Here is a 16,770-nt window from a genome sequence, read left to right on the forward strand (position 1 = left end):
ATGGCCCGCCCGGAGGTGAACATTGACAGCCAATCGTGTCAAGCTCTCCCCGCAGGCATTCATCATATCATTTTTAGAATTGTACATTAAACCCGAGGTTGATAATACGTTGCTGCGGATAGAACTGCCCGCTCTCGTTGTTTCCTTCCGGGTCGTAATCCTTTACACTGGTAATGGTAAACAGGTTAAAGGCACTGGCATACACCCTGAGATGCTCTATCCCGTATTTCTCAAAAATGCTTTTGGGCACCGTGTATCCGAGCTGTACGTTTTTCAGTCTTATAAAAGAGGCGTCGTTCAGCCAGAAGTTGTTCCTGTACAATCCGCCGCTCACTGCCGAAGAAGCCCTTTCACTTACCCTCGGATAGCTCCCGCCCGGATTGGACGGGCTGTACCGGTTATCGGCCCAGCTGCTGTAATAGTTCCCAACGGTCCCCGATTCCGGCAGTACGTACTGGCTTACCTGTGCCTGTCCGGAAAACACTACGGAGAGGTCAAAGTTCTTATAATCCGCATCCATGACAAGGCCGAAGGTCATTTGCGGGATATTCCCGTATTTGGTACGTACCATATCGTCTGCGGTAATTCTTCCGTCTTCATTGTAATCCTCATAGATCAGGTCGCCCACCCTGGCGCCGGGTACATGGGGGTATGCCGCAAGTTCGTCCTCGCTTCTGAAGATCCCTATGGCGTTATAGAGCAGGTAGGTGTTCATCGGATGCCCGGTCTCCCGCTGGTACGCCAGTGTTCCCGGTGCCTCGTCGTTAAAGATGATCTTGTTTTTGGCATAGGTGAAGTTCCCGGTAACGCCCCAGTTAAATTCATTTCCGCTGCTCCGGTATCCCAGCGAAGCTTCAAATCCGTAGCTGTTCACCTTCCCTATATTTTCATCGGGTACCAGCGGATTATACTCCTCAGTACCGTCGTCGTACGGGTTTACGATCCCCGTAGTGCCGGGGATGGAAGCATTCCGGCTGGTAAGGATATCCGACCGGTTCTGGCGGAAATAGATCAGCTCCGTGGTAAAGTTGTCCAGCCAGCGGGCATTGATCCCCACATCGGTCTTGGTCGCTACCTCCCAGGTGATAAACGGGTTGGCCAGTTTGCTCAGGTCTACTCCCGTAGTAACCTCTCCCCCCGTCACATAACGGTTGTTAAAGAGGTAATTGTCAAAGAACTGGAACTGCCCCACATTGTCGTTCCCCAGCTGTCCCCAGGAACCCCGGAACTTGAGTTCGTTCATAAAGGGCACCTTCTCCCGGAACCAGTCTTCCCTCGTTATGACATAACCGGCAGAAACAGAAGGAAAAAATCCGAAACGTTCCCCCTTTGGAAAATTGGAAGATCCGTCTACCCTCATCTGTAATTCCAGCAGGTATTTTTCGTCGTAGTCGTACGCAATACGGCTCAGGTAGCTCTGCCGTGTAAAGGTGTAGCTTTCTCCCCAGTTATCGTAATCGGTAGAGGCTGAGCCTCCCTGTGAAAGCTCGGGCGTCTCGGAAGAGGCGAAATTGATCCGGGAAGCCCCGAAAGTATGGCTTTTGTTCTTGCTCTGTTCAAAACCGATAAAGGCATCCAGGTTATGCAGCCCGAAGCTCCTTTTAAAGTTCAGTTTTATATTGGATACCGTCATGGATTGATTGATCTGCTCTTCAGACAGTGAAGGGCGCTGGTTTGCCCCCCCTCCCACGGTTATGGGAGAAAAGAGGTCGTCGGTCCTGTTGTAGCTGTATAGCACATAGGGTTTTGCAAAGGTCCTGGAGTGCCCCTGGCTCACATCCGTAGAGAAAAACCCGTCTACAGACAATCCTTCCACCCACGGGATATCATAACTGGCACGCAGTATCCCGTTGAACACATAGGTAGGGTTTTCGGTGGTCCCTCCCATCGAAGTGGCTTCGATAACCGGATTGCTGTTCTCTATCCCCGTAGTGGGCAGTCCGTTCGGAAAATAGGCCGCCACCGTCGGATAGGCCCTGTAAATAGACCGGAAAATATTTCCCGCACTCGCTACGGGGTATTTGCGGTCTTCCTTTCTGCCCGAAAGGGATACCCCTACTTTGAGGCGTTCACTGATATTGGTATCTATATTGGTCCTTACATTGTACTGGTTATAATGTGTGGCCCCGTTTTCATACAGTCCTTCCTGGGACAGTTTTCCTATGGAGAAAAAGTAATTGGTATTTTCGCTCCCTCCCTGTACATTCAGGTTGTGCTGGCTCTGCAATGCCGTTTTCCTGAGCGCGGCATCGGCCCAGTCGGTATCGGGATAATTCAGCGGGTCTGAACCGTCACCGAAAGCGGCGATATCATCTTCGGTATAGATCTGGTTCATGCCCTTGGAAGTATCGTTATAATACGCGATCTCGTTACGTATACGGGCATAGGTAGCCGCATCGGCCATATCGGGCAGGCGGGTAGGTGAGGAAAAACCCTGGTCGAAGGTATAGTTTACGGTAAGCTTACTGCCTTTTCTTCCTTTCTTCGTAGTAACGAGAATAACCCCGTTAGCCGCCCGGCTACCGTAAATAGCCGCAGAGGCGTCCTTTAATACGGTAACACTCTCTATTTCCTGGGGGTTCAGCCGGTTCAGCCCCCCGACCTGTCCGGGTACCCCGTCGACAACCACGAGAACATCGTTATTTCCCGTAGTGGCCAGTCCCCTGATGGAAATCGAGGAGTCGTCATAGCCCGGTTCACCCGACCTGTTACTGGCGATAACCCCCGACATCCTCCCGGAAAAGGCATTGGAAACATTGGGCTGGGGACTCTTCGTAATAGATTCTCCCTTTACCTCCGATACCGAGCCCGTCAGGGTAGTCCTCTTCCTGGCCCCGTAGCCCACAACGACCACTTCTCCGAGTTGCTGTGTATCTTCACTGAGGCTTACATTGAGGGTAGTCTGCCCCGCTACGGGAACTTCCCTGGTCTCAAACCCGATATAGGAAAAGACCAGAATACTGTTCGGATCGTTGACCACAATCTCGAAATTACCGTCAAAGTCGGTAACCGTTCCCTGTCCGGCAGCATCCTTTACTACTATGGACGCTCCCGACAAGGGCATTCCGTCAGACGTGGCCGTAACTGTTCCGGTAACCGTAATTTCCTGAAAAGCGTAAGACCTCGCAGAGAAAATCAGCATGCCCAGCCACAGGATGAGCACGGCCCCGTATTTTCTTTGCCGTCCGGAAAAACAAAATCTGTGTTTCATAAATAAATGTTTTATTGGATCAGAATAATTGATTAAAGTGATAACCGGGAGACAGAACCCGTTTCCGTTCCCGTGACAACAATCCCGGGATAAACCCGGAAGGCATGTACAGGATGCAGGTGTTTTACGTATACCCGCAGGCGGGGAAACTCTCTCCTTGTGTATAATGTCATGTCGTGTAATTTTATCCCCGTTCACCCGAACTTCAGATAAAAAATCCCTTTTATGGGCTTACAGACATACAATGTTCTTAAATTTGTGTTAATAAAAGCGGGTACTAATTGTCAAATTACGGGGTTTAAACTGTTCATTTTCCCGAAAAGATCAATTAATAAATGTTATTTTTACACGATTAATGAATTTTAGCGTTCCGAATGATCAAAAACAAACTTGAAATACTCCTGGTTTTCCTCCTGTTCTGGAAGCTCTCATTTTCCCAGCAAAAAGATGTTTCGGAGCACATTCCTGACGACCTGTATTTTCACCTGGTCAATGTCAACTCGGGTTTATCCAACAATGTCATCAACGACATGATCCAGGATTCCCTCGGCTTTATCTGGATAGGCACCGAGGACGGACTGAACCGCTTCGACGGGACAAACTTCAGGGTATTCAAACAAAAGGTAAAAAACAGGCAGGAGGGGCTGGCCAATAATTTTGTGCAATCCCTCCTGCTTCAAAACGGCCACACCATTCTGGTCGGGACCGATGGCGGACTCAATACCTACGATACCCGGAGTGAGCAGTTAAAGCTGACGGACCGGAACAAGGGGCTTCTGGACAACAGCGTCAGCAAGCTTTTCTCCGTTACGGGACGTAAAACCGCCATAGGCATTTACCGGGGAGGGATACAGTTTCTGGACCGGGACGGGGCGCTTGAAGAAACGGATACCACACTCAACAATACCCTCTCATCAGACGAAGTGTCTGCCATAACCATGCAGGGCGATTCCGTACTGTGGATAGGTACCTTTGCCCACGGTCTCAATAAGGCAGATTATCGTAATCGCCAGGTGACCGACACCCTGATCCCGGAAAACAGCGCCCTGGCATCGTCGTCGGTAAACAGCCTCTATACAGACCGGGAGAACAATATATGGATAGGGACCCGAAACGGCCTCACGGTGATCACGGCAAAGGGCGATACCATAAATATCGGGAAATCGGTATCTGCAGACCAGGGACTGAGCGACAACGACATCCTCTGTTTCCGGGAAGATGGCAAGGGGCGGATATGGATAGGGACACGGAACGGCGGCCTCAATATTATGGAAACAGCTTCCGTACTGAAGAATGAAAGCTCTTTAAAGAACAGGTGGTTCCTTCCGGCTACCGATGGTACAAGCGTGTATAACAGAACGGTCTCGTCTATCCTGAGAGACCATAACGGCAATATGTGGCTGGGAACTCCCACAGGGCTCAATTATGTCAACCCCCGGGGAGAACCGGTGCATTCCATCCGGCGTCATGACGGACTGGCACAGACCATCAGTCATGAACGTGTGGGGGCGCTGGCCCTCTCATCCGGCGATAAGATCTGGATAGGTACAGACGGGGGCGGACTGGATCTCCTGGACCCTGAAACACAGACCTATACCCACTTCCGGCACAGGCCCGGACACGATTCCGGCCTGAGCAACAATTATATCCTGTCACTGCTCGAAGACAGCCGGAACAGGTTGTGGGCAGGAACCTACAGGGGTGGGATCAATAAAATGAAGAACGGACAGGACACCTTTTCACATTACCTCCGGGGAGCACCGGAAGACGGTAGTGATGTAAGGGTTATTTTCGAAGCAGGCGACAGGCGTATATGGGCCGGTACCAACAGGGGCGGACTTTATTACTACGACGAAGGTGATGATATCTTCCGGTATGTGAGCAACCTTGGCAAGATCGACATCAGGGATATCGAAGAAGATCACGACCACAACCTCTGGCTGGCCACTTTCGGGTCGGGTATTATCAGGTACGATCCCCGTAGCGGCGAGCGGATATATTTCAATACGGAAACGATAAGCGAACTCCCCGGCAATATATTTTTCTGCATTCTTCCCGTAGACGGAGAAACAGTCCTGGCAGGCTCCAGGTATGGCGGGCTGGTTCGCCTTAATCCCCGTACAAGACAGACTACCGGTATTACCGAACAGGACGGGCTGAGCAATAATTCGATCACCGCACTGATCCGGGAAAACGAAAGATATGTATGGCTGTCTACCTTCAACGGGATCAACCGCTACGATATTCAGACCGGCAGCATCCTCAATATCTCAAGCATGAACAACATTCTCCAGGGAGGTTTTAATATCGGCGCCGCCACCCGGTCTTCCGACGGTGTAGTCTATATGGGGGGCAATGACGGGATCAATTACTTCGATCCTGAGGGATTTTCAGGGCCTGCCCGAAAATACCCCCTTATCTTTGAAGGGCTGAGGGTGCTTAATACCGATGTAAAAGTCGACACCAACAGCACCTTGAAACAGTCTCTCGCATTTACAGACCACTTGCGGCTGAATTACAACCAGAATACCTTTTCCATAGATTTTGCAGTCCTTAAATACCCGGTCTCACACCATATTACCTATTCCTATAAACTGGAAGGTTACAACAATTTCTGGATCGATACCCGCGGGGTGGGGACGGCGAATTTTACCGAACTGGACCCCGGGGAATACCGGTTAACCGTCAGGATCAACGCTCCCTATAACGAAAATGCCGAAAAAAGCCTCCTGATTACCATCGTGCCCCCGTTCTGGAAAACCTGGCCCGCCTATTTGCTATACCTGCTGGCTGCCGGGATGCTCATATGGATTAGCATAAAATACTATACCGAAAGGCTGAGGCTCAGGAATTCCCTGATCTTCGAGAAGAAGCAGCGCCAGCTCGAAAACGATCTCAATGAAGAACGCCTCCGCTTCTTTACGGGTTTTTCCCATGAGCTGAAAACGCCCCTGACGCTTATATCGGCCCCGGTAGATCACCTGCTCGAAAACGTAAAACAGAAAGAACTGGTCGACAATCTGCTCCTCGTAAAACAAAATACACAAACCCTGCACAATGCCATTACCAAACTCCTGGAGTTCAGAAAAACGGAAGAAGGCCTGAGCCAGCTTACCTTAGGAACATATCACATGGAAGAAAAGGTCAGAAAGTGGACCCTTAACTACATTCCCCTGGCAAGGGATAAAAAAATAGACCTGCAACAGGCCGTTCCGGAAAGTGATACGCTCCTGCAATGTGATATCGAAAAGATTGAGGTTATTTTCAACAACCTGATTTCCAATGCTATAAAATACGGTAAACGGAAAGGAATAGTAAAAGCAGAATTCATATCTGAAGATGATATACTGAAGATCAGGATCAGCAATACCGGGTCGGTCATCAGCAAGAAGGAGATCGACCAGATCTTTAACTGGTATTACCGATCGGGCAACAGCATCAGGAAAAACGGTACGGGAATAGGCCTGGCCCTTTCCAAAAGGTTTGCAGAGCTCCACCACGGATATATTACGGTAAACAGCGGGGAAAACGATATTACCGAATTTACCTTATGCCTGCCGCGTGATGTGAAATACAGCGATCACGATGTCCGTATGATCGATACACGACCGGCAGAACAGGCAGAACATACCGTGTTTAAGGACAGTTTCTCCCTCACCCCCGCCTCCGGAGACAAGATCATTCAGCCTTCGGGGAACAGGGATGTGATCCTGCTGATCGACGACAATCCCGAAATACTGGAATTCCTGGACAGCATCATGAAATCTGACTACGACATCATTCATGCCACAGACGGTAACGATGGTGTAGCCAAAGCGATCAAGTACATCCCGAACCTGATCATATCCGACGTGATGATGCCCTTTAAGGACGGTATGGATCTGTGTACTACACTGAAAAAACATATCAGCACCAGCCATATTCCCATTATACTGCTTACCGCCAAAAGCAATCCGGAAAGTATAAACACGGGCTTCGAAGAAGGGGCCGATGCCTATATGACGAAACCCTTTCATCCGAAGATCCTCAGGACAAGGGTCAGGAACCTGTTGCAAAACCGGCTTAAACTGCAATCGTATTTTCTGGGGAATGCGGCTAACGACCCTTCCGGTACCGGAACCATCCCTTCAAAAGGCCTTACCCGGGAAAAACAGTTCCTGAAAAAGATGGAAGACCTGATCCTGGGGCAATCGGAAAACAGCAAGGTCAATACTGCTTTCCTGGTTGCGGAAATAGGCATGAGCCGTACGTCCCTGTACCGCAAGATAAAGGCGCTCACCGGGCAGAATATCAACGAATTCATCCGCGATGTAAAACTACAAAGAGCCGCAATGCTCATCCGGAATGGAAATTATTCCGTCAGCGAGGCTTCCTATGAGGTGGGTTTTAACAGTTTAAAATATTTCAGGAAGGTCTTCAAGGAAAAATACGGGACCACCCCGGTTAAATTCAGGTCGGGAGAATTGCCGGAAAATGAGGAGGTGTGATAATGTGATAATGTGATAATGTGTCAATGTGCCAATGAGAGAATGTGTTAATGGGAGGATGTTGTGGTCTGGGTGAATATCGGGCAAACCTGCGACTGCTCTACCGCGTTCCGTGATAGGTGGCAAGGGTCATTCCGAGAACCATGACACAGGAGAGGAAAATACCGATGGTATTGGCCCAGAATGCCTGTTTGTAAGGCATTCTGAAAAGATAGGAAGCAATAGTCCCGGCATATACCCCCGTTCCCGGAACAGGAAGCATCACAAAGATCAATATGCCCCAGAAGCCGAACCTGTTCACATTAGACCCCGCTCCCACCTTGACACGACGGGCTACCTTGATAGCGGTCTTCTTGTAGAATTTCCATTTCAGCAGATAGTGGTTCAGATGATCCAGGAAGAAGGCCATTACCGGGAACACCATCACATTTGCGGCAAAGCAGACAACAAATGATATGTAGACGTTCACATGGTTAAAAATCGCATAAGGTATTCCCACTTTCGCCTCTCCGAAAGGGGATATACTCCATAATGCGGCTATCAATATATCTGCTATCACAGTATTTTTTCGCAAAAATAGAAATTATACATCTCCATAGGTAAACAGGGTTTATCATTTATGGGAGTTTTAACATTTTTCCCGAAAGAGAAAGGGAAGGCCATGCAACGGGTAAGTGTATGATCCGGCAGATCAAAACAGCTTACTGACCCGGAAAAATACCCTCAACAGGGTATTTTTTTATAAAGCATCATTCTTTAGGTTTGCTTTCGGAATAATCACAGAAATCAATAACCTCCGGCAAAGTCTTCGGGACTTCAACCGGGAAAACCGACAAAACAATTATAGGAAACACAACTACTAACCTCAAACGACATCTCAATCAAATGAAGAGAAACCATCTTTTACCGGAACCCGGGTTCACCGGATTCTGCATATGATACCTCTCCCAGACTCCTTATTATCATGTTCCCGCCTGTCCCGGTTACCGGGAGTAGTACCGCCCGTTCCTGGGTCCGACTGACAAAGCTGTGACCGGTTATGAGTTATGAGTTCAGAATTCAGAGTATATCTAACCTGTAACCATAAACCAAACTAACAACTAAGAACCACAAACTAATAAACCAAATTATGAAGAGGATCATTACCCTGTTAACTTTTCTGATCACTGTTGTTTCGGGCTATTCACAGGAAGCCACCGTGTATATAGCCCGGAATAACGGTTTTGCCGGATCAGGAGCCCCTGCTCATATTTTTCACGAGTACGCTTATCTCGGAAAGCTAAAGCAAAAAAAGGATTATATCGAAATAAAGGTCCAGCCCGGTGAAAACAAGTTCGCCCTGGTATCCAATCTCGGGTTTGCCCGGGGCATCATAATAGATGCCCGGCCTTCTGCGGAATACTATATCAATATCAACCTGGCCAAGGGAGACCCGATAGCTGATGTCTCCAACGATCCCTCCCTCAGGAAGAAAGTGATGGACAGGGTCCGTAAAAACGAGCTGCTCACCCCTCCGGAAGAGGAAAAATCCGAATATCAGTCCAGGTTCCGCGACAAACTGGCCAAAACCTATACGAAACATACGACAAATACTTCAGACACACAACTGGCTTCCACCCCTTCCGGCCTGGGTGCGCTCAGTAATATGGTTGCAGCATCGGCACTTGCAGCTACACTGGATACAGTGGCAGCCGATACTTCCGCCGTAGCCACACTGGATACGGTGATCGATTACAACAGCATGAACAAAAGGGAGATCGCCCGCCGCGAGATCCTCAGGGTCAAGGCAGAAAGCGGGTATTTAAGCGAATATGAGGCCGCTCCCGTTGCCGGGTATTCGGCTACCGTGGTCCCGGAAGGCGGCAGGACCCGTATCGATAAGGTGTCGCACGAAGCGCTCTCCGGGCTTAAATACCGCAGGAGTTCGCTCTATACCCTGATGATCGACGATTCGGATATCGAGCATTACCAGGTGATCAAGGACGCCTTCGGAAATACGGAATTGTCGGAAAAGTTCAACAACCACAATATAGGCCCCTACCTCATTCCGGGTTCGGGCGGACTGGATGACCAGACCATCCATATCGAGAACTATCTCAACAGCAATAATGTGGCCAGGGAACTCATCGCCAAATGGTTCAACCGTTCTGAAAAAGGAACCTTTGACATGGACCTGGTGGCCGAACGCGGCCAGTACAATGCTTCCGACCTCAATGTCAAAATCGCCATGCAGACCCAGAGGGGGCAGGCCCTTTTAAAGGATGCCGGGGAAGAACTGATAGGCAACACCTTTATCATCGTTTACGACTACCAGTATACCAATAAACAGGACCAGGCCGAAAAAAGGGGCGGGTTTCTGTCCGCACTTTCCACCGTGGCCTCCGTGGTGCCCGGGGGAGAAAACGTAAGCTATATCGCCCAGGGCGCCAAAATGGCTTCTGATGTTGTGGGAAAAGGGTACTTTGTACGCACCACCTCCTACCTCTATCAACTGGTATGGGACGAGCAGACCGCCAATACCTTCTACGGCCAGTACTGGATGGATGAAGACAGCTACGACCCTGCAAAGAAGGAGGCTTTTGACCACGCTACCGCTTTCAGGCTCAAATACGTGGGCAGTGAGGTATCGCGCAACAACCTGCAGTCTACCATTTTCAGCTCCAAAAACAACGAACAACTGATCGAAATTGCCACCACCAGGGCGGTGGATAAGAATATCGGGAAACTGCAACGCACTTTTGAAGAGTTCAGGGTAAAAACCCCGCTGCTCAGCGGCGACCCCATAAGTGCAAAGATCGGGCTTAAGGAAGATCTTGAAAAAGGCGACAAGTTCGAGGTTCTCGAACAGATCCTCAACGAAGACGGTTCTACCGCCTACGAGCGTGTAGGTATCATTGCGGTAGACAAGAAACACATATGGGACAATACCTACCTGGCCGACGAGGCAGACGGCGCAACCTCTTCCGAAAACTATACGCTCTTCAAAGGCAAATCGGGCAAATACGCCTCGGGTATGCTGATCAGACAAATAAATTAATAAACAGAATGTTTATGAAAAATTTCCACAAAACAATAGCACTGGCGATCACCCCGATGGTATTCTCCTCCTGTGCAGCGCTTTTTACTCCCGGCGGGGTATACCAGAAATCAAAAGCATCGTCTGCAAGAGTACCGGTTTCCTCAGAAAGGATGGCAGAGCACAGCATACCGGCCGCACTTCCCGGGCATCAGCCCGGACCCGGCCGCACACCCGGTACACAACTGATTTACACCTATTCAGCATTGCAGATATTACCATAAAAAAGAGAACTGTTATGACAAGAACTTTACTTCAATCTGTACTATTATTATTGTTCCTGTTTGCGGCCCCGGAACTTATGGCCCAGAAGCGCGCCAAGAGGCTGGCCGACGAAGACACGAAGAACTGGAGGTATGAGATCCAGTGTGTCAATGTAGGCCGGCAGGGGTCGTACCTGATCAAGGTCTATTCCTTTTCCCGTAAAAAACACATTCCGGCAGAGCAATCCAAGAAAAATGCCGTTCACGGTATCATTTTCAAGGGTATCCCGGCCGGGGAAAGGGGCTGTGTATCCCAGCCACCACTGGCACGCAATGCCAATGTGGAACAGGAAAAAAGGGAGTACTTCGACGACTTCTTTGCCGAGGGCGGCAAATACATGAAATTCGTCAGCCTTACCACAGACGGCGCCGTAGCCGCCACAGACCGCTTCCGCGTAGGGAGAAACGGAAAAGAGTACAAAATAGGGGTCGTGGTCACGGTAAACATCGACCTGCTCCGCAAGGAACTCGAAAGTGCAGGGATCATACGGGGGCTGTCTTCCGGGTTTTAGAGGGATAAGATGGTGGAAGCCGGAAGATGGAAGCGCGGGGGCTGTCTTCCGAAGTCGAACTTGTCATTCCGGCAGCCTCTCCCGAGCATCAGGATAGGAGAACCCCGAAGGGCTCAACGCGGTTAAATCTCTTTTGAGCCGTTATGCTGTCGGAGGTTCTTTGGGCCGGGTTGGAGATTCCCTGCCTGCCGGCAGGCAGGTTCACTCCGCTGCGCTGCGTTCTGAATGACAGGGGAATGTCATCCCGAGCGCAGTCGAGGGATCTCCGGCCAACGAACTAACAACTAACAACTAATAAACTAACAAACTATTAAAATGAAGCAAAGAATACTGTTCCAACTGCTCTGTGCCTCCGCAGTGGTCTGTGTCCTCTCCTGCAGGAGTGTGGAGAGCATCTCGGGCTATTACCGGTACGATACCGAATGCGTTACCGTAAACCCGGACGGCACCCATATTGTAAAAACCAGGGGTACGGGGCTGGACCTGCGCCAGGCTACCGAAAATGCCCTGGTCAATGCCGTAAACGACGTGCTGTTCAAAGGCATCAGGAACGGCAACAGCGACTGCAACCAGTCTCCCCTTATCTCCGACCCCAATGCCAGGGAGACCTATAAGGGCTACTTCCGGGAATTCTATGGTGAAAACGGGGATTACAGACAATTCATCACCCTGACCGGAGACAAGCTCCCCCGCAAAAAACTGAAAAACAAGGGAAAAACAGCATTTGAATTCCTGGCCGCCATCGATGTGGAAAGATTGCGGAACCATTTGCAAAACGATCACATAATACGATAATCATGAAGAAAATACTATCCACTGCCCTCGGGGTCCTGACCGTTCTCCTCGCCCATTCCCAGGCCAAGAAACCTACCCTTATGGTCGTGCCCAGCGACAACTGGTGTATCAGCCGCGGGTACAGCCTGGAATTTGACAACCAGGGGGCGCTCGAGGTCATTCCCGACTACAAGCGGGCCTTCCAGGAAAGTGCCGATCTGCTGCTCGTGGTAAGCAAGCTCAACGGGCTTATGGCCGAAAGGGGATTCCCCCTCAAGAACATGGAAACCGTCATCAAGAGCAGGGAACTGAACAGTGCCCTCGATGCCGCCAGGAGTTCAAAATCGTCCGGGGCCGATGTGGCCGAAAGTCCCGTAGACCAGATACTCGACCAGGCCAAGGCCGATATTGTCCTGCAACTCACCTGGTCGGTAAACCAGACCGGCCCGAAAAAATCGGTCACCTTTAACCTGCAGGGGCTGGATGCCTATTCCAACAAACAGGTGGCCACCGCTGCCGGTACCGGGGCTCCTTCCTTCTCTGCCGAACTGCCCGTACTGCTCGAAGAGGCCGTACAATCCTATATCGGCCCTTTTGCCAATACCCTGCAGGATCACTTTGACGACCTGTTCGAGAACGGCCGTGAGGTGACCATCAGGATCAAGCGCTGGGACGACTGGCAGGACGACCTGGAAACCACCTTTGGCCCCGATGCCGAAGAGCTCGGGTTTATCATAGAAGACTGGATGGCCGACAATACGGTCCAGGGACGGTTCTCCACCACCGATGCCACCGAAAACACCATGCTGTTCGAGCAGGTACGCATCCCGATGTTCTTTGAGCGCAACGGACGCCAGAGAGCCATGGACACCCGGAGGTTTGCCAGTGAGCTGAGCAAATTCCTCCAGGGGGCTCCCTACAACATAGAAAACAAATTAACCACCAGGGGCCTGGGTGAAGCCACGATTTTTCTGGGCAGCAAATAAAACACCAAGATCATGAAAAAATACGCTATACATCTGTTATTTTGTTCCGCCTGTATCTTATTTATGCACTTTTCCCATGCACAGAACACCATGGGAAAACTGGATGATACAGGGCGTATCGCTATTGCCGCCTATGTCTCCGACCAGGTAGATTACCTGCCGCCATCAGCGGCAAACCAGCTTCAGAGCCGCCTTGCACAGGTGGTAACGGCCAATGGCCTGGGAGACTCGGGCGGGTATTTTCCGAGGTTTATCATTACACCCAACATTTCTGTGCTGGACAAGCACGTAGTGACCGCCGCCCCGCCCAAGGTATTGCTCACCCTGGAAGTTGCCATTTTTGTCGGCGACGGTATCAGCGGGAAGAAGTTCGGGCAGACCGCCATTACCGTTAAAGGCGTCGGAAAAACCGAGACCAAGGCCTATATTGCAGCGCTCAGGAACATACGGGCGGATGCCCCGCAGGTGAATGCCCTTCTGGCCAATGCCAAAAACCGTATCCTGGAATACTACAATACGGAATGCGATTTTATACTGAAGGAAGCCGAAGCCCTCGCCGGGCAGAACAGGTACGACGAAGCGCTGGCACAGCTCATGTCTGTTCCGGAAACCGCCCGGGATTGCTACAACCAGGCCCTCGACATGACCGCCCCGTTGTACAGACAAAAGATCGATTACGACTGTAAGGTACTGCTCAACCAGGCCAGAAATACGTGGAATGCCGGGCAGGACTATAATGCCGCTACGGAAGCCGCGGCATACCTCAACCAGATAGACCCGAATGCAGCCTGTTACGGAGAAGTAAGGACCTTTGCCGGCGAAGTCAGGAGAAGAGTGGAGCAGGTGGATAACAGGGAATGGAATTTTATCCTCAAACAGGAAGACAACCGTACACAGGTAGATATGCAGGGACTGAAATCATACCGGGAGATCTCCCTCGAACGTGCCAGGAACCAGCCGCAACATATGTCCTATAACATCAGGGACTGGTGGTAACACCTGTCCCTTACAAGGTCCGGCCACAGGTATTCGATAGGGAGGCCGGACCATTTGTTTTACACTTCACAACTATAGAAAAAATAGTATATTTTACTTTAAATTAATATCCGGGTTGCCGTTTTTTCCTTTTTTTGTAAAAAACTCACCCATGAAAAAAACAGCATTGCTCACCCTCGGAGCACTGGGCCTCTGCATGACATTATCGGCTCAGGTCAAAGGTTATGTCTATGAGGACAGCAACCGCAACGGTAAGAAAGAACGTTCGGAAAAGGGTATCCCCGAAGTTTCCGTAACCAACGGTATCGAGGTGGTACAAACCGATGCCAAAGGATATTATGAACTCCCGGAAAACGACGACCAGATCATTGCCGTCGTCAAACCCTCCGGTTACACCCTGCCGCTAAACGACAAGAACTTACCGCAATTCTACCGTATTCACAAACCCGGGGGGTCACCGGACCTGAAATACAAGGGAGTGGCCCCTACCGGCAAGCTGCCCCGGCATGTGAACTTTCCGCTGTATGCTTCAGACGAAGCTGAAGCGTTCACCGCCCTGGTTTTCGGGGACCCCCAGGCATACAACAAGGAGGAAATCGATTATTTCTACCGGGGTATCGTGGCCGAGGTAGAAGGCATAGAAAACATTCCCCTGGGAATAAGCCTGGGCGATCTCGTAGGCAATGACCTCGACCTGTTTGCCCCCTACGCGGAAGCCATATCCAGAATAGGCATTCCGTGGTATAACGTAATGGGAAATCACGATATGGATTTTGATGCCGGAGAAGACCGCCATTCTGATGAAACTTACGAGTCCGCCTTCGGCCCGAACAACTACGCGTTCAATTACGGAAAAGTTCACTTTATCATTCTCGACGATATATTGTACCCCGACCCCAGGGACGGTAAGGGATACTGGGGAGGGTTTCGAAAAGACCAGCTCGACTTTGTAGAGAACGACCTGAAATACGTTCCCAAAGACCACCTTATCGTACTGGCCTTCCACATCCCGCTCAGCGAGCCCGGAGGCGATGCTTTCCGCGATGAGGACCGGCAGCGGTTATTCGACATCCTGGCAGATTTTCCCCACACCCTGTCACTGTCGGCCCATACCCACCTGCAGAAACAGGACTTTTTCGGTAAGGAAGACGGCTGGACCGGAACAAAACCACATCACAGCTATAATGTCGGTACCACTTCGGGCGACTGGTATTCAGGGAAACTCAATGACAAGGGCATACCGGTCTCCACCATGAGGGACGGTACCCCGAAAGGGTATGCTTTCATACATTTTAACGGCAATGAGTACACTCTGGATTACAAGGTGGCCGGCGCTCCCGATACACATCAAATGAATATTTTTGCCCCGAAAGTGGTAGCCAAAGGACGGAAAACATCTGCCGGGATATATGTAAACTATTTTATGGGCAGTGAAAACGACACCGTAGAATACCGCATCGGCCAGGGCAGGTGGAGACCCATGAAATATGTTCAGGAACCCGATCCTTCTTATGTACAGCAGGTATACGAATGGGACACCACCGGGGAACTCTTTCCCGGAAGGCGGTCGTCCAACCCGGTGATCAGCACCCACCTATGGCGGGGAAGCATCCCTACCAACCTGGATACCGGAATACACAAAATAGAAGTAAGGGTAAAAGATATACACGGCAGAACCCATAAGGGAGAAAGCAGCTATGAGCTTGCCGAACCTGTCGGGCAGGACTGATAAATAGGTTATTGGGTTATTAGGTTGGGTTATTCAGGCAATAGCTCAATAACCTAATAACCCAATAACTTCACAACCTAATACCCCCAAATTCTAAAATTATCTTAAAAATAACGTTCCGAAAATAAAGTTTATACAAATTGCATCGATTTCCCTGTTCCGTTCTTGTGATGAAAAAGAAGTTTATGTAGTTTTGAAGCCGATATGAAATTACTGCTTAAACTTTTTGTATCGCTATATATCATACTCCTGGGTGCGGGTTCCCATTCGCATGCCCAGGCAGTTCCTTCACTCCCCTGTTCCATCACCGCATCCGACCATGCCGCCAGGTATAGTAATTTCAGCCATACGGACCAGGCCTTTCATTGCGTACTGAGAACTTTTTCTTCCAGGGAGCATCATCACAATCACAAGACCGAGGAGAGAGATCTCGAAGAAGAATACAGCGAGCTCATCTCCCTGAAAAAGCATTCGGAAGGAGAGCATCCTCTCGTTCCGCTGTACTACGCCCTGCTTACCGGTTTCTTCCTGCCCTATACAAGGCACCGCGTAGCTTCCGGAAAACACTTTTCCGTTTATAAAACCCATTTTCCACTGTATATCAAATTCAGGGTATTCAGGATCTGATTGAAACCCTGTAACCAGTACAGGCCCTTTCCGGGCCCTATATTCCATTTCACTTTATTATCAGGCCCGCAGAAGGTTTAGGTATGATATGGACATTCAGCGCCATAGA

11 protein-coding genes are annotated in these 16,770 nt (G+C 50.1%); 9 read left to right on the plus strand and 2 right to left on the minus strand.

All coding sequences use genetic code 11. The features are described from left to right. Positions 1-73: 73 nt before the first annotated feature. Complete coding sequence (locus DN748_RS05175) at positions 74-3,211, minus strand: SusC/RagA family TonB-linked outer membrane protein (protein WP_112370703.1); 3,138 nt, start codon at positions 3,209-3,211, stop codon at positions 74-76. 374 nt (positions 3,212-3,585) lie between these two features. Here DN748_RS05175 and DN748_RS05180 point away from each other — a divergent pair, with 374 nt between their 5' ends. After that, the gene (locus tag DN748_RS05180) at positions 3,586-7,698 is read left to right on the plus strand and encodes a hybrid sensor histidine kinase/response regulator transcription factor (protein ID WP_112370704.1); all 4,113 of its coding nucleotides are present in this window, start codon (positions 3,586-3,588) and stop codon (positions 7,696-7,698) included. 100 nt (positions 7,699-7,798) lie between these two features. Here DN748_RS05180 and DN748_RS05185 read toward each other — a convergent pair whose 3' ends face one another. After that, the gene (locus DN748_RS05185; protein WP_112370705.1) at positions 7,799-8,257 is read right to left on the minus strand and encodes a COG2426 family protein; all 459 of its coding nucleotides are present in this window, start codon (positions 8,255-8,257) and stop codon (positions 7,799-7,801) included. Between the two features lie 570 nt (positions 8,258-8,827). On the opposite strand from DN748_RS05185, the gene DN748_RS05195 reads away from it, so the two are divergent. The 8 genes from DN748_RS05195 to DN748_RS05230 all read left to right on the plus strand — a co-directional run bounded on the left by DN748_RS05195 (position 8,828) and on the right by DN748_RS05230 (position 16,661). Beyond that, positions 8,828-10,735 (plus strand): hypothetical protein, encoded by a 1,908-nt coding sequence (locus DN748_RS05195; RefSeq protein ID WP_112370707.1) that lies wholly within the window; start codon positions 8,828-8,830, stop codon positions 10,733-10,735. 14 nt (positions 10,736-10,749) lie between these two features. Continuing rightward, positions 10,750-10,998, plus strand: coding sequence for a hypothetical protein (locus DN748_RS18955; protein WP_146746561.1), 249 nt, complete (start codon positions 10,750-10,752; stop codon positions 10,996-10,998). Positions 10,999-11,012: 14 nt separating this feature from the next. Continuing rightward, complete coding sequence (locus DN748_RS05205; RefSeq protein ID WP_112370709.1) at positions 11,013-11,549, plus strand: hypothetical protein; 537 nt, start codon at positions 11,013-11,015, stop codon at positions 11,547-11,549. Positions 11,550-11,864: 315 nt separating this feature from the next. Then, positions 11,865-12,344: a hypothetical protein gene (locus DN748_RS05210; protein ID WP_112370710.1), complete on the plus strand. Its 480-nt coding sequence runs from the start codon at positions 11,865-11,867 to the stop codon at positions 12,342-12,344. A 2-nt stretch (positions 12,345-12,346) separates the two neighbouring features. Beyond that, positions 12,347-13,309: a DUF6175 family protein gene (locus DN748_RS05215; RefSeq protein ID WP_112370711.1), complete on the plus strand. Its 963-nt coding sequence runs from the start codon at positions 12,347-12,349 to the stop codon at positions 13,307-13,309. A gap of 12 nt (positions 13,310-13,321) precedes the next feature. Further along, positions 13,322-14,305 carry a hypothetical protein gene (locus tag DN748_RS05220; protein ID WP_112370712.1) on the plus strand — a complete coding sequence of 328 codons (984 nt, stop codon included), beginning with the start codon at positions 13,322-13,324 and terminating at the stop codon, positions 14,303-14,305. 151 nt (positions 14,306-14,456) lie between these two features. Beyond that, entirely contained in the window at positions 14,457-16,034 is a 1,578-nt protein-coding gene (locus DN748_RS05225; protein WP_112370822.1) for a calcineurin-like phosphoesterase C-terminal domain-containing protein, read from the plus strand. Between the two features lie 204 nt (positions 16,035-16,238). After that, complete coding sequence (locus DN748_RS05230; RefSeq protein WP_112370713.1) at positions 16,239-16,661, plus strand: hypothetical protein; 423 nt, start codon at positions 16,239-16,241, stop codon at positions 16,659-16,661. The last annotated feature ends 109 nt before the right edge of the window (positions 16,662-16,770 follow it).

Source organism: Sinomicrobium soli (genome assembly GCF_003285545.1).
Taxonomy (GTDB): domain Bacteria; phylum Bacteroidota; class Bacteroidia; order Flavobacteriales; family Flavobacteriaceae; genus Sinomicrobium.